At 68.4% G+C, this 13851-nt stretch carries 13 protein-coding genes; 12 read left to right on the top strand and 1 reads right to left on the bottom strand.

Going from position 1 to position 13851, the window contains the following annotated elements:
- The first annotated feature begins 55 nt into the window (after positions 1-55).
- From ABZ783_RS33300 to ABZ783_RS33260, 9 genes are all read left to right on the top strand, one after another.
- On the top strand, positions 56-880 hold the full coding sequence (locus tag ABZ783_RS33300; RefSeq protein ID WP_357445703.1) for an IclR family transcriptional regulator: 825 nt from the start codon (positions 56-58) through the stop codon (positions 878-880).
- 7 nt (positions 881-887) lie between these two features.
- Complete coding sequence (locus tag ABZ783_RS33295) at positions 888-2174, top strand: extracellular solute-binding protein (protein ID WP_357445700.1); 1287 nt, start codon at positions 888-890, stop codon at positions 2172-2174.
- Positions 2175-2250: 76 nt separating this feature from the next.
- A complete protein-coding gene (locus tag ABZ783_RS33290; RefSeq protein ID WP_357445696.1) occupies positions 2251-3138 on the top strand; it encodes a sugar ABC transporter permease in 888 nt (295 codons plus the stop codon).
- Positions 3135-4037 (top strand): carbohydrate ABC transporter permease, encoded by a 903-nt coding sequence (locus ABZ783_RS33285; protein WP_357445693.1) that lies wholly within the window; start codon positions 3135-3137, stop codon positions 4035-4037. Before ABZ783_RS33290 ends, ABZ783_RS33285 begins: the two co-directional genes overlap by 4 nt.
- A 7-nt stretch (positions 4038-4044) precedes the next feature.
- The gene (locus ABZ783_RS33280) at positions 4045-6675 is read left to right on the top strand and encodes a hypothetical protein (RefSeq protein WP_357445690.1); all 2631 of its coding nucleotides are present in this window, start codon (positions 4045-4047) and stop codon (positions 6673-6675) included.
- The gene (locus tag ABZ783_RS33275) at positions 6672-7766 is read left to right on the top strand and encodes a glycoside hydrolase family 88 protein (RefSeq protein WP_357445687.1); all 1095 of its coding nucleotides are present in this window, start codon (positions 6672-6674) and stop codon (positions 7764-7766) included. The genes ABZ783_RS33280 and ABZ783_RS33275 overlap by 4 nt, the downstream gene beginning before the upstream one ends.
- An 8-nt stretch (positions 7767-7774) precedes the next feature.
- The gene (gene kduI, locus ABZ783_RS33270) at positions 7775-8602 is read left to right on the top strand and encodes a 5-dehydro-4-deoxy-D-glucuronate isomerase (protein WP_357445684.1); all 828 of its coding nucleotides are present in this window, start codon (positions 7775-7777) and stop codon (positions 8600-8602) included.
- Entirely contained in the window at positions 8599-9360 is a 762-nt protein-coding gene (locus ABZ783_RS33265) for an SDR family oxidoreductase (RefSeq protein WP_357445681.1), read from the top strand. Before kduI ends, ABZ783_RS33265 begins: the two co-directional genes overlap by 4 nt.
- A 185-nt stretch (positions 9361-9545) precedes the next feature.
- Positions 9546-9938: a hypothetical protein gene (locus ABZ783_RS33260; protein WP_357445679.1), complete on the top strand. Its 393-nt coding sequence runs from the start codon at positions 9546-9548 to the stop codon at positions 9936-9938.
- Between the two features lie 523 nt (positions 9939-10461).
- Here the strand turns inward: ABZ783_RS33260 and ABZ783_RS33255 are convergent.
- Positions 10462-10905 carry a DUF6069 family protein gene (locus tag ABZ783_RS33255; protein WP_357445676.1) on the bottom strand — a complete coding sequence of 148 codons (444 nt, stop codon included), beginning with the start codon at positions 10903-10905 and terminating at the stop codon, positions 10462-10464.
- Between the two features lie 366 nt (positions 10906-11271).
- Between ABZ783_RS33255 and ABZ783_RS33250 the strand changes: the two genes are divergently transcribed.
- From ABZ783_RS33250 to ABZ783_RS33240, 3 genes are all read left to right on the top strand, one after another.
- Positions 11272-11634, top strand: a complete 363-nt coding sequence (locus tag ABZ783_RS33250; protein ID WP_357445673.1) for a YciI family protein — start codon at positions 11272-11274, stop codon at positions 11632-11634.
- 23 nt (positions 11635-11657) lie between these two features.
- Positions 11658-12869, top strand: coding sequence for an RNA polymerase sigma factor (locus ABZ783_RS33245; protein WP_357445670.1), 1212 nt, complete (start codon positions 11658-11660; stop codon positions 12867-12869).
- A 269-nt stretch (positions 12870-13138) separates the two neighbouring features.
- Complete coding sequence (locus ABZ783_RS33240; protein WP_357445667.1) at positions 13139-13789, top strand: hypothetical protein; 651 nt, start codon at positions 13139-13141, stop codon at positions 13787-13789.
- Positions 13790-13851 lie beyond the last annotated feature (62 nt).

The raw sequence follows: 13851 nt of genomic DNA, 5'->3' as shown, positions 1-13851 counted from the left end.
GGTCCTCCCACCCATCGGTACATTGTCTCGCTCATCGGGCCTAGAGGCGGCGTACGTGACATCAAACAATCAACCATCGGGAGTCGACCCGGACCTGGACAGGCGCGCCGGCACGTTGGAGCGCGGCTTGGCCATCCTGGAGATGCTCTCCGCCGGCGGCCCGGTGGCCGCCAACGAGATCATCGAGGAACTGGGACTGTCGCGCAGCGCCACGTACCGGATTCTCGGGCTGCTTCGCCAGCGCGGTTACCTGGACTGGGATGGGTCAGCCGACCGGATCCAGCTGGGTGAGCAGGTGGTGAAGCTCGGCATGGCCGCACTGGCGAGTTTCGATCCGTTCGTCGCCGCTCAGGCGTACCTGCGCGACCTGTCGTCGGAGCTGTCCGAGGCCGCCCTCATGGCCGTGCGCGACGGCCCACAGATGGTGTACATCGCGCACGAGGACGTCACCGACAACCTGATCGCCGTGCGCCGCCTGCTCGGTGTGCGCCGGCCACTACACGCCACGTCACTGGGAAAGGCGTATCTGGCCGCTCTGCCGATCGACGAGGCCGACGCGGTCGTCGACCAACTCTCGCTCGTTTCACTGACCCCCACCACCATCACCGACCGGGCCCGCCTGCGTGCCGAACTCGACGAGGCGCGTGTGCGCGGCTACGCGGTGGACAACGGAGAGAACGAACCAGACGTCATGTGTTTCGGTGCCGCGATCCGCGACGATCACGGACGGCCGGTCTGCGCGATCAGCGTCGCTGGGCCGCGCGACCGGATTGCCGAGAAACGCGACGTCATCCCGGTGCGAGTGACGGAAGTGGCGCTGTCGGTCTCCCGGCGGCTCGGGTTCCACGCAGCACCAGACACCGTCCCATTCAGGAGGTAGACCCCAGATGCAACGTCACGCTGCGATCTTCGCGGCGGCCGCCATGATCGTTGCCGCATCGCTCACCGCTTGCGCACCTGGCAGTGACTCCGGCAATGGCACCGCCAACCAGGCCGAAGACAAGAAACTCACCTACGTGTACTTCACCGACGGTCCCGACGAGCAGGCCACGAGGAACCTGATCAGCGAGTTCGAGAAGCAGACCGGTGCGCAGGTCAACTTGCAGATCGTGCCGTTTGCCAACCTCGAACAGCAACTGCAGGCCAGACTCTCCGGCGACAACGTGCCCGATGTGGCGCGGCTCAACGACATCGAACCGTTCCGATCGGACCTGCTCGACCTCAACAAGTTTCAGAAGGATGCCCTCGACGGCAAGTTCATCGACGGGGCGAAGTCCTACGTGTCCGGCACGAACGGCGAGTTGCTCGCGGTGCCGAGCGACCTGACGATGAACGGTCCGCTCATCAACGTCGACCTGTTCAAGGCGGCCGGTGTCGCGCTACCGGACCCGAAGAAGCCGTGGACCTGGACCGAGATGATCGCCGCCGCCAAGCAGGTGCAGGCGGCCAAGAAGACCGAGTACGCCATCGCGATGGACGTCTCCGGTCACCGGTTCTCCACCATGCTCAGCCAGTTCGGCACAACGTTCTTCACCCAGGACAACAAGGTTGCGTTGGACAAGGCCAGCGCGACTGCGGCGATCAAGCAGTTCGCCGACCTCAACGCGTCCGGTGCGATGCCGAAGGACCTATGGCTGCAGGCCGGCTCGAAGTACAAGGCCGCCAACGAGATCTTCCTGGCCCAGCAGGTGCCGGTGTACATCAGCGGCAACTGGCAGGTGAGCGCGTTCGACAAGTCCGCGAAGTTCACCTGGCAGGCCGCACCCAACCCGTGCCAGGCCCGGTGCGGCGGCTTCCCGGGCGGCAAGTTCATGGTGTCGTTCAACAAGAGCAAGCACCAGCAGTTGGCGGCGCAGTTCATCGCCTGGATGAATTCGGCCGAGTCGCAGCGCAAGATGTGCCAGCAGGCGGCGTTCCTGCCCACCCGCAAGGACCTCATCGAATCGGGCATCGATTACCCGACCCGCAGCGCCGACATGAACGTGTTCCTCGCCGACGTCAAGCAGACCCCGCCGGACACCTACGCGAGCACGTACAACCCGGCGTTCAGCGCGACGGCCAAGGCCACCGTCACCGAGCTGGCGAAGGTGCTCGCCGGCCAGGAGACACCGGACGCGGCGGCCGACGCGATCCACGCCGCGGCCGACAAGGCCCTGCAGGCGGCCCAGAAGTGACCGGAACTGACGTCCCGAACGGCACCGCGACCGGCAGCGGTCGCGGTGCCCCGGACCCCGGAAAGCGAGGCGCGACATGAGCAGGCGCCCGGTCAAGCCGTGGAACCAGCGGTGGGCACCGTACCTCTTTGTGCTGCCCAACATGGCGATCTTCACCGTCTTCATCATCTACCCAGCGCTCAACAACTTCAATATCAGCCTGTACGACAGCACGAACGGCCGCACGTTCCGGTACGTCGGCACCCAGAACTACGCCGAACTGGTTAACGACGCCGAATTCTGGGCCGCCGCACGTGCTACGGCCACCTTCGCGGTGTTTTTCGTGCTGCTGTGCACCATCGCGTCCATCGCCCTGGCCATGCTGCTGGACAAGCCCCTGCGCGGGCGGGGCGTGTTCCGGGCGGTGTTCTTCCTGCCGGTGCTGCTGTCCCCGGTGGTCGTCGGACTGGTCTGGGGCTGGATCTTCGAACGGGGCAACGGGCTGGCCAACACCGTCCTGCGCGGGCTGGGACTCAGCGAGGTCGGCTGGCTGGTGAACGGCAACCTCGCGATGGGCGTGGTCATCTTCGTCGGGCTGTGGACCCACGTCGGCTTCTACACCATGATCATGTTGGCCGGGCTGCAAGGCATCGACCCCGCATATCACGAGGCCGCGATGATCGACGGCGCGTCCTCATGGCAGCGGCTGCGCCGGGTGACGCTGCCCCTCCTGCGACCCACCACCATGGTCGTCGTCGTGCTCAGCACGATCGCCGGCTTCCAGGCGTTCGACTTCCTCTGGACACTCACCGGCGGCGGGCCGGTCGGCGCCACGACGCTCATGGTCCAGTACGTCTACCAGAACGCGTTCCAGTCACCCATCCGCTACGGTCTGGCCGCCGCGGGATCGGTGGTGCTGTTCTGCACCATCTTCGGCGTCACCCTGCTCAACTTCCTCTACAACCAGCGGAAGGCAGCCTCATGACCGCCACCGATTCCGCGACCGATACCGCCACCCGTGCAGCGGCTCGGGACAAGGCCCAATGGACCTCCATCGACGGCCGCCGGCCGCCGGCAACCCGCCAGGTGCTGATGTACGCGCTGCTCGTGGCGCTGTCGATCCTCGTGCTCGCCCCGGTCGTGTGGGCGATGCTCTCGTCGTTCAAGACGCAGACCGAGCTGGCGCAGCACCCACCGACGCTGCTGCCGGACTCGTTCGCGCCGACCAATTACACCGAGGCCCTCGCCACCTTCAACTTCACGACGTATCTGAAAAACAGCGTACTGGTCACTGTCAGCGCGACCGTGCTGACGTTGGTCATCAACACCATGGCCGCCTACGGGCTGGCGAAGTACAACTTCCGCGGCCGCAACATCCTGTTCCTGGTGACGCTCGGCACCATCATGATCCCGCTGCAGATCATCCTCATCCCGGTCTACCAGGTGGCGGCCGACCTGCACCTCGTCAACTCGCTGTGGGGCCTGATCATCCCGCCGGCGGCCACACCGACTGGGGTCTTCCTGCTGCGGCAGTACATGCTCAGCATCCCCGACGAACTCATCGAGGCGGCCCGGATCGACGGCGCCGGCGAGTTCTGGATCTTCCTGCGAGTCGTCGTGCCGCTCTGCGGCGCTCCGATCGCCGTGCTCGCGATCTTCTCAGTGATCTGGCGGTGGAACGACTTCCTCTGGCCGCTCATCATCAGCCAGGACCAGGACAAGTACACGCTGCCGGTGGCCCTCGCGCAGTTCGACAGCCAACTGGTCGTGCCGTTCAACTACATCCTCGCGATGTCAGTAGTCAGCATGCTGCCGGTCATCATCATCTTCCTCGTACTGCAGCGCCACATCACGCGCGGCATCGCCAGCACCGGCCTCAAGTAAGGACACCATGACAACCAACCGCAGCGTGCACCGCCTGGACGAGCGCGGCACGATTCGCGACTGGCTGGTCGGACCGGCGTGGCGCGAGCCCGCCGACGACCTGGACCGCCACCTCGACGCCGCCGGCTCACCGTGGGGAAAGGATGGCCGTTGGGTGCTCACCAACGGACCGGACGTCACCACCCTGAAGCAGCAGCTGTACCGTGCGCGCCCGCTGCGCCGGGACGCGCCGCTGGAACCGGTCACCGAGGGCGGCCAGGTCAGCTACGTCGGACCGACTGGAATCGCCCACCAGGGAACGTGGCAACGGATACACACCGCCCCGGACGGCATGGTCGACTGGAGCGCCTTCTGCTTCACCCCGGAATACCGGCTCGCACTGGCAGCCACCGTTGTCGAGGTGGACCAGGCCGAGTGGCGCACGCTACGACTGGCCAGCACCGGGCCCACGATGCTGTTCCACGACGGCCTGCTGATCGACGAATCCGGCACCGTCTCCTACATGGAACCGGTCGAACGTGACATCCGGATCTGGCTGCCGTCGGGCACATCGACCCTTGTCGTCGCCTCCTGGCAGGTAGCCTTCCGGGAGTGCCGGCAGGTGCTTCGGTTGCGCGTCGGTGGACTTCCGGTCCGGGTGGTGATCCCGAGCGCCGATGCCGACGAATACGTGAGCGCGGCTGCCGAGCAGATCCTCGACGCCGTCGGCGTGACCCGCTGGGGCAGCACCGAACGGTCCGTGCCGCTGACCGGCCCCGACGGCGCTCAGCTGCGCATCTCGTGGAGCACCGCGCCGGAGAAGTCGACCAGGGTCCGGCTCGACGGCGGCCGAGCGGTGGTGCCGCTGCCTGAACCGGCGCCCGGCGACGAGGTCGGCTCCGCCTCCATGCTCGCCGCGGCCGCGATGTCGCTGCGAATCGGCATCGACGACGAACGGGCACCCGTGCAGCGGACGTTCCCGGTCGCAGTGCTGCCGTCGCGGTACCGTGGTGAGCCGGTCGGCGATCCGGCCGACTGGCGCCGAGAGGTCCTCCAGCACGCCGCCGATGCCGGCAACCCCCTGGCCGCGTTCACGGTGACCGGTGCCCAGGTGTCCGACAAGGCGCTCGAGGTCGCGCTCGGCATGCTCACCAACCGGGCCGACTGCGCCGACTTTGAAGCCGTCGGACTGATGCACCTGTGGCATCGGGTACCGAGCGAGGGATGGGCGGCGGGTCTGCGAGATCGGGTCCGCCAGGCGCTGCTCGGCTTCAAGTACTGGATCGACCAGCCCGGTCTGGACGCGATGTGCTACTTCACGGAGAACCACCAACTGGTGTGGCACACCGCGGAAACCCTGGCCGGTGAAGCGTTTCCCGACGACACGTTCACCAACACCGGCTGGAGCGGGGCAAAGCACGCCGAGCACGGGCGCACGCTGGCCCGGGAGTGGATCGAACGCCGCCTCGCCGGTGGCTTCAGCGAGTTCGACTCGAACGCCTATCTGGCAATCGACACGCTCGCGCTCGTCTCACTCGCGGAGTTCAGCGCCGACCGCGAGCTCGCCGAGCTGGCGGCCGGCCTCGCCGACCGCGTGCTGTTCAGCCTTGCCGCCAACACCTGGCGCGGCATCCACGGTGCCGCGCACGGCCGGTCGTACGTGCAGACGCTGCGCTCATCGCGTCTTGAAGAGACCGCACCGATCACGTGGCTGTGCTTCGGTGTCGGCGCGCTCAACGACGCCGTCCTTCCCGTCACGGTCCTGGCCACCGCGCGGCGGTACGCGTTGCCGGACGCGATCCGGGCGGTTGCCCGGCACCGCGCCGACGACTGGCTGGGACGGCAGTCGTACCGCGGCACGTACCGGTTCGCCCATGACCTGCTCGAACGGCCGTACGGCTCCGATGCCCTCATCTACCGCACACCCGACGTGATGCTCGCCAGCGTCCAGGACTACCGGGTCGGGCTGCCGGGCCTGCAGGAACACATCTGGGGCGCCACGCTCGGCCCGGAGACGCAGATCTTCGTCACGCACCCACCTAATGCCTCGTCCTCACCGTCGTCCCGGCCCAACGCCTGGGCCGGCAACCGGATCCTGCCCCGGGTCCGGCAGTTCCGCGACACGGTCCTCGCGCTGTACTCCTTCCCGGACGGTGACCCGACAAGCCGTACACACGCCTGGTTCCCGATCGCCCATCTCGACGAATGGGCGCGCCACGGCGTGTGGATCGCCGGGCGGCTCGGCGACGGCTACGTCGCGCTCGCCACCGACGGCGGCGCCGCACCGGTGGAGTCGGGTCCGGACGCCTGGCAAGAGCTGCTGCCGGCCGGTGACGGCACCGCCTGGGTCTGCGTCGTCGGGCGCCGGGCGACCGACGGCAGTTTCCAGCAGTTTCTGGCATCCCTTGCCACGCCCCAATTCGACACCGGCCGGGTGCGGTTCACCCCACCCCGGGGACCGGCACTCGACCTTGCCTGGACCGGCCCGTTCACCGTGGCCGGCCGGCCAGCCGACCTTGACGCCGACGACCAGCCCGAGGCGTGGCCGCAGATCGACAACCCTGCCTGCCTACTGCATCACGGCGAGGAGGAGATGGTCATCGCCATCGACGGCACCGAGCACCGCATCGACCTGCGCCGCGGGAGGCCACTGCCATGAGCGGTATTGATTCGAGCCAGGCGGCACTCGCGGAGCCACCTCGCCCGCCCGCCGAGGTCGCCGAGCTGACGCCGCCGGCACTCGCCGCGACCGGCCGCCGGATCGCCGAACGGACCGCTGCGATGGGGCTGTCCCGCTGGTCCTGGGGCGAGGGCGTGGTCCTGCACGGCGCCCTGCGATTCGCCGCAGCCTGCGGGGAGCCGCCACCCCCGTCCGTCGTCTCTTTTGTGGACGAGCACTTGGCCCGTGGTGTCAACATCGGACACGTCAACGACGTGGCGCCCGGCGCGGCGTGCGCGGACCTGTGGGCGGCCACCGGCGATCCCCGTTATCGTGCCGGTTGCGAGCAGCTCCTCGCATGGGTGCGGGACGGAGCAGGGCTGACCCGGGCCGGCAACGGCGCCATCGAACACTGGCCCGGCGGAGTGTGGGCGGACACCGTGTTCATGGCCGGGATGTTCCTCATCCGCTACGGGCTGGCCGCCGGCCGACCGGAGCTCGTCGCGGAGGCCGGCGAGCAGCTGCTCGCCCACGCCGCAGTCCTGCGGCATCCGGACACCGGCCTGTACGCCCACGGCTCGCACCACGGCGAGACGATCTGGTGCTTCTGGGGTCGCGCCAACGCGTGGACCGCGCTGGCCACCGTGGAGTTCCTCGAGGCGGCCAGGCAGCTGGACCAGCCCCGGATCGCCGACCTCGCCGACGAACTCACTCCGGTGCTGGCCGGCCAGCTGCTCGCACTCGCCGACCTGCAGCCGGCACACGGGGTCTGGGACGTCCTCGTCGACGGTCAGGAAGAGAACCGCGGCATCCTGGAGACCTCGGCCGCGGCCGGGATCGCCGCCGCGATGTTCCGCGCCGCCGCACTCGGCATCGCACCGGACACGACGAGACGGGCGGCGTGGCAGGCCCTCGCCGGCGTCCACACGTACGTCGAGCCAGACGGCACCCTCGCTCGCACCAGTGCCGGCACCGTGCTGCAGCTCATCCCGTTCGGCTACTCGGTGATCCGCACCGACCGAATCCAGCCGTGGGGGCAAGGACTCGCGCTGCGGGCCTACGCCGACGCGCTCACCGACCAACCCACCTGAGAGGAAACATGCGTACCCGACACGCCACCAGCCCGGAGCAGGTGCCGGGGTTCGACACCGAGGCGCTGCGCGCCCACTACCTGGTGGAGGACCTGTTCCCGGCCGACCGAGTGGAGACCGTGTACAGCCACCACGACCGCCTCGTGATCGGCGGCGTATCCCCCGGCCCCGGCTCACCCGTCCGGCTCGACGCTCCGGAGACGTTGAAGGCCGACTACTTCCTGCAACGACGCGAGGCCGGTGTGGTCAACGTCGGCACAGCTCCGGGCGTCGTCAACGTGGACGGCACCGAGTTCGAACTCGTGCCGAAGGCCGTGCTCTACGTCGGCCGCGGTGCCCGTGAGGTCACCTTCGCCGGCAACGGCGACGCGGCCTTCTATCTGGTTTCCACTCCGGCGCACGCGAGCCACCCGACCACCCTGGCCAACCTCGCCGACGCAACCCCGGTTTCCCTGGGCGAGCAGCGGACGTCCAACGAGCGCACCATCTACAAGTTCATCCACGATGAGGGCATCCGCAGTTGCCAGCTCGTCCTGGGCGTCACCGAGCTCGCTGACGGCAGCATGTGGAACACGATGCCCGCGCACACGCATGAGCGGCGAACCGAGGTGTACCTGTACTTCGGCCTCGACCCCGAGCACCGCGTCGTACACCTGATGGGGGAACCGACACAGACCCGCAACCTCGTCGTCGCTGACCGGCAGGCCGTCATCTCGCCACCCTGGTCCATCCACTGTGGGTTCGGTACTGCCAGCTACGCATTCGTGTGGGCGATGGGTGGCGAGAACACCGCCTACACCGATGTCGTGCCGGCACCGATCGACACGCTGCGATGACGGCCGGAACCCTGTTCGATCTGTCCGGTCGCACCGCACTGGTGACCGGAGCACGCACCGGCATCGGCCGGGCGATCGCGGTCGGGCTCGCCGAAGCCGGCGCCGACGTGATCCTGCACGGGCACCGTGGCGACCTTGAGGATGTCGAAGCGGCGGTACGTGCCGCCGGCCGCCGGACACGCCGGTGGGTCCGGGACCTGTCTGATCTGGATGGCCTCGCCGAAGAGGCGCACGCTCTTGCCGACGCGGCACCCATCGACATCCTGGTCAACAACGCCGGCATCATCCGGCGCGGCCCGGCGGTGGAGGCTCAGGAAGCTGACTGGAGGGCGGTGCTCACCGTCAACCTCGACGCGGCGTTCATCGTCACGCGCGCCGTCGGGGCGCGGATGCTGGCCCGCCGCTCCGGCAAGATCATCACGATCGCCTCGATGCTGTCGTTCCAGGGTGGCCTGAACGTCGCCGGCTACACCGCGAGCAAGCATGCCGTGGTCGGTATGACCAAGGCCCTCGCCAACGAGTGGGCGCCGTACGGCGTGCAGGTCAACGCGCTCGCGCCCGGCTACATCGCCACCGACAACACGGCCGCGCTGCGCGCCGACGCCGACCGGGAACCGCAGATCCGGGCCCGCATCCCGGCCAGCCGCTGGGGCACACCCGAGGACCTGGTCGGCGCGGCCGTGTTCCTCGCCGCGCCGGCCTCCGACTATGTCTGCGGGCACGTACTCGCCGTCGACGGCGGCTGGCTAACTTGCTAGCCCGGGTGATTCATGGTGATCGCCGGGATGTGGTGTTCGTCGGCCTGTAGATCAGCGGAAGTGCCTGCCCTGCAAGGGAAACCTGTGATTGCGACATCTACAGGTTCTCTTCGGGGGAGGCACTTCCGAGGTGCAGCTTACGGAGTGGTCGAGGGATCTGCGGGTCACCCGCAGGTGGTTCGGGTGTGGTGTCGCACGCCGGTGCGACGCTGTTGCGGTTGCTGGCTGATCGGGCCGGGTTGACCGGGGCGTTGTCGGCGGGGCTGGCCCGGGCCGGCTGGTGGCCGGTGCATGATCGGGGTCGCGTGCTGGTGGACCTCGCCGTGATGATCGCTGACGGCGGGGACGTGATCGCGGATATCGACGTGCTGCGCCATCAGCAGGAGGTGTTCGGATCGGTGGCCTCGGACACCACGGCGTGGCGGGCCTGGACGAGATCGGCGTGGTGCAGCTGCGGCGAATCGCCAAGGCCAGGTACTCGCTACACGCTTGCCGGCATGGTCCAAGGGACCCGACCTCGAAGACCTCGACTTCGCCTCCCCGACCTCATGCGTCTGGCTCCGCAGGCAGTGAGCTGACCATGGCCTTCGATCGCCAGACACTGTTCGCTTATCATTAACGACTCTCCGTGTCATCAACAGGCATCCTCGTGGTCACGGAGGTCTTGGCGCGCCGACCTCTGCGGCTCGAATATTCGATTCGGCCGTCTGAAGTGCAGTCCTGTGTGCAAGCTCGAGCCCGGCAGCCGGCATGTTCGTCGGCATGAGCGCGTCGTTGCTGTACCTGCTGCTTCGCCTGATCCTGCAGATGTTGTCCCAGATCGCCTCCGATGGCGGGTTGAAGGATGTGAAGATCCTCGTGCTCCGCCATCAGGTGGCGGTCCTGCGCCGACAGGTAACCCGCCCCGATCTGCAACCGGCCGACCGGGTGATCCTGGCGGCGCTGTCGCGGCTGCCCCGCCCGCGCTGGTCGGCCTCCTCGTCACCCCGGCCCCCCTGCTGCGGTGGCACCGTGAACTCGTCACCCGGCCGTCGACGGCGGAGCGGGATGGGACTGATGACGCCCGCCCGGCGAAAGGGCAGTGGCACGGTTCGAGCCGGGTCAGCGTGTGGGGGCGAGCCGCCCCGCCAGGGTCGGCACCACGATCGCGGCGGCGACGATGTGCAGCGTGATCAGGGTTGCTGCGGAGCCGGCGTCGAATCCGAACGTGAGGTCCGGGACGATGGACAGCGCGGTCAGGGTGACCGTTGTCCGCACGAACGTGCGCCGCGGCCGGCGTGCCTTGCGTGCCATGACGGCGGCGATGCCGACGCCGGCGAGCGAGAAGAGCAGCGTCAGCTGCGTGAACCCGGCGATCGGGATGCTCGCGCCGGTGCTGTCGGCGAACGAGATCCCGGCGGCCGACGCGACTGCCGCGAGGACGGTCGTGGTGACCGAGGCGATGACGGCTGCGGCGACGCCGTGCTTCCATACCGGCTGTCGCTCGGCAGTCGGGGCCGGCGTGCTGGGGGTCATGCGGGTGGGGACCTGGGTGGTGGTGGACATGTCGGGCTCCGTTTCCTCGGCAGGTCGCCCGGTGCGACCCGCTCACACCCCCTCCACGAACGGGCGGGCCCGGATTCGACAGGTCGCGAGAAAAAAGTTCTACGGATGGCTGCGCGGTGACGCAGCGTCGGGACGGGTCGAGCGCAGGTTCGGGCCCTGGCGCCGGCGCAGCCAGTCCCGCCGGGTACGCCCTGGATGAAGACGCGGCTGAGCACACGAACGTCCTGTGCTTGGCGCAGGACGTTCGGTTGGCCGACGAAGAACACGATCGCGAGGTTTCCGGGGCGGGTTGTCGTATCGGCAGGACGCCGTTCGTGGTGAGGTGGAAGGCGGTCATCGGGACCGCCGGAACTGAGGAGAAGTGGGATGACGCACTACCTGCTGGCCGTGCACGGCCCCGCCGAGATGGACGAGTTCGGCAACTACGGCTCCAAGGAGGAGATGGAGGAGGCGTTCGCCGCGACCGGCGCTTTCAATGACAAGCTGCACGCCGAAGGCTACTGGGTCTTCGCCGGTGGGCTTGCGCCGGCGTTGACGGCGACCGTCGTGGACGGCCAGGGCGACACGCCGGTGATCACCGACGGCCCCTACCTCGAAACCAAGGAGGCCCTCGGGGGCTTCTGGGTCATTGACGCACCCGACCTCGACGTGGCGCTCAAGCTCGCGGCCGAGGGGTCCAAGGCGTGCCGGGCCAAGATCGAGGTCCGTCCGTTCGACGGCCTCGCCTGAGCCAGCGCGACCGGCGACTATCGATGCAGCCCGCAACGGCGGCCGTCGAGCGGGTCTTCCGCGAGGAGTACGGCCGCCTGATCGCCTCGCTCGTCCGCCGCTTCGGTGACATCGACATCGCGGAGGAAGCGGCGGGCGAGGCGCTCGTAGCCGCGCTGGAGAATTGGCCGGAATCCGGCGTACCTCCCAACCCCGGCGGCTGGCTCACCACCGTCGCGGGCAACCGCGCGATCGACCGGATCCGCCGGGAGAAACAACGCGACGCCAAGCATCAGGCGGCCACCATGTACCACGACGACACACCCCACGAGCCCACCGGCCCAGTCGAGGACGACCGGTTGCGGCTGCTCTTCACCTGCTGCCACCCAGCGCTGGCACCGGAAGCGCGGATCGCGCTGACGCTCCGACTGCTCGGTGGACTGACCGTGGCCGAGATCGCGCAGGCGTTTCTCGTGCCCGAAACCACGATGGCGCAGCGGATCACCCGGGCGAAGAAGAAGATCTCGTCGGCGAAGGTGCCCTACCGGGTGCCCGAGGCCGCCGACCTCCCCGAGCGGCTCGGCGGCGTACTGGCAGTGCTGTTCCTCGTCTTCAACGAGGGCTACCTCGCCACCAGCGATGGCGACCCGATTCGCGCCGAACTCACCAGCGAGGCCATCCGACTGACACGGATCCTCCGCCAACTGCTCCCCGACGAGCCGGAGGTGGCCGGTCTACTCGCGCTGCTGGTGCTCACCGAGGCCCGACGTGAGGCCCGCGTGCGCAATGGGCAGCTGGTCCCGCTCGATGAGCAGGACCGCACCGGCTGGAACCGCGCCCTGATCAACGAGGGCCACGACCTGGTCCGCGAGTGCCTCACGATCAACCGACCCGGCCGCTACCAGATACTCGCCGCGATCAACGCCGTCCACACCGACGCCCCCACGGCACCGGACACTGACTGGTCACAGGTCCTCGCGCTGTACGACCAGCTGACCCAGCTCGACCCCTCACCGATCGTCGCACTCAACCGCGCAGTCGCGGTCGCCGAGCTGGACGGCCCGAACGTCGCCCTCGCCCTGGTCGACCGGCTACCCCTCACCGGCTACCACGCATGGCACGCCACCCGCGCCGACCTGCTCCGCAGACTCGGCCGCAGCGCCGAGGCAAAACAGGCGTACGACGCCGCGATCGCCGCCACCCAAAACAGCGCCGAGCGCGCCTACCTGAGCAGGAAACGCGGCGAGTTGGTCTGAGCAGTCCTACCACTCGGCACAAGGCCGACGGCGCCAACCGTTGTCGGGCTGGTGACGCTCCTGGCCGTCGCAGGCTAACCGATTTGATTATCGATGATCAGTGATCATAGATTGGCCTGTGTGGAACGTTCTCGGCTTTCCAGGGCCGGGAAGCGTGTCGGTGTTCACCCCGTGGCGTATCACGTTTGGGTTGGCTCGGGGAGGGTTCTGGTGGTGTGGGTCGGCGGTGAGAGCCGGTTTTTGTGGATCGGTGTTGAGGCGTTGAGTCGGTGAGCGGGAAGCTGCGGCTGGCCGAGGGTGAGGCGGCCCGCACCGCGTGTGCCCGCGCTGTGCTGCGCACCGGCGTGGACGAGGCAACCGGTGAGGTCCTGTCTCGGGCGGTGTTGGCGCGGCGGGTCGGTTGGTGTGCCGATCTGGTGGCGGGCATGGTGGCCGCGCTGATCGGCGAGCACTGGAACAGCGTGGATGTGCAGGTGCTGGCATCCGGGGTGGATGCGGGTGGGCGGCGATTGCCGTCGCACGCGTGGACCGCACTGCGGCGCCTCGGGTGGACGGTCGCCCCGCCTGGGGGTGTGACGGTCAATGATCGGGTCGTGCGGATGGCGCAGGAGCAGGCGGGGCGTGCTCTTCGTTCGGTGAAGTGGCGCGCCGAGGTCACCGGCGGGGTCCTGGCGACGTGGCCGGCCGATCCGCGCAAGCGCACCCCAGCCGAGTGGGATCAGGTGCGGGCCTCGATCCCCGGCGGGCAGCATCTGCCATCCAATGTGATCAAGGGCCGCACCCGGCAGGCCGCCACGTTCGCCGAGGCCAACGGCCAGCTGCCGGTAGACGTGTTCGAACTCGAAGGCGCCCCGAGGATCCCGCTCGTGCCGGCTTTGCCTGGCCGTTGGGGTCAAATGGATTGGTTGGCGACTCCTTGATGGAATGACCCCAGGCGACAACGTCGGTCCATGACCTGCGGCCGGACCGTCGTTGAGCTTCC

Origin of the sequence: Micromonospora sp. NPDC047738 (genome assembly GCF_040642675.1) — a bacterium.
GTDB lineage: Bacteria > Actinomycetota > Actinomycetes > Mycobacteriales > Micromonosporaceae > Micromonospora.
The sequence above is the reverse complement of the archived record's forward strand: the minus strand, read 5'-3'. Positions and strand labels throughout refer to the sequence as shown.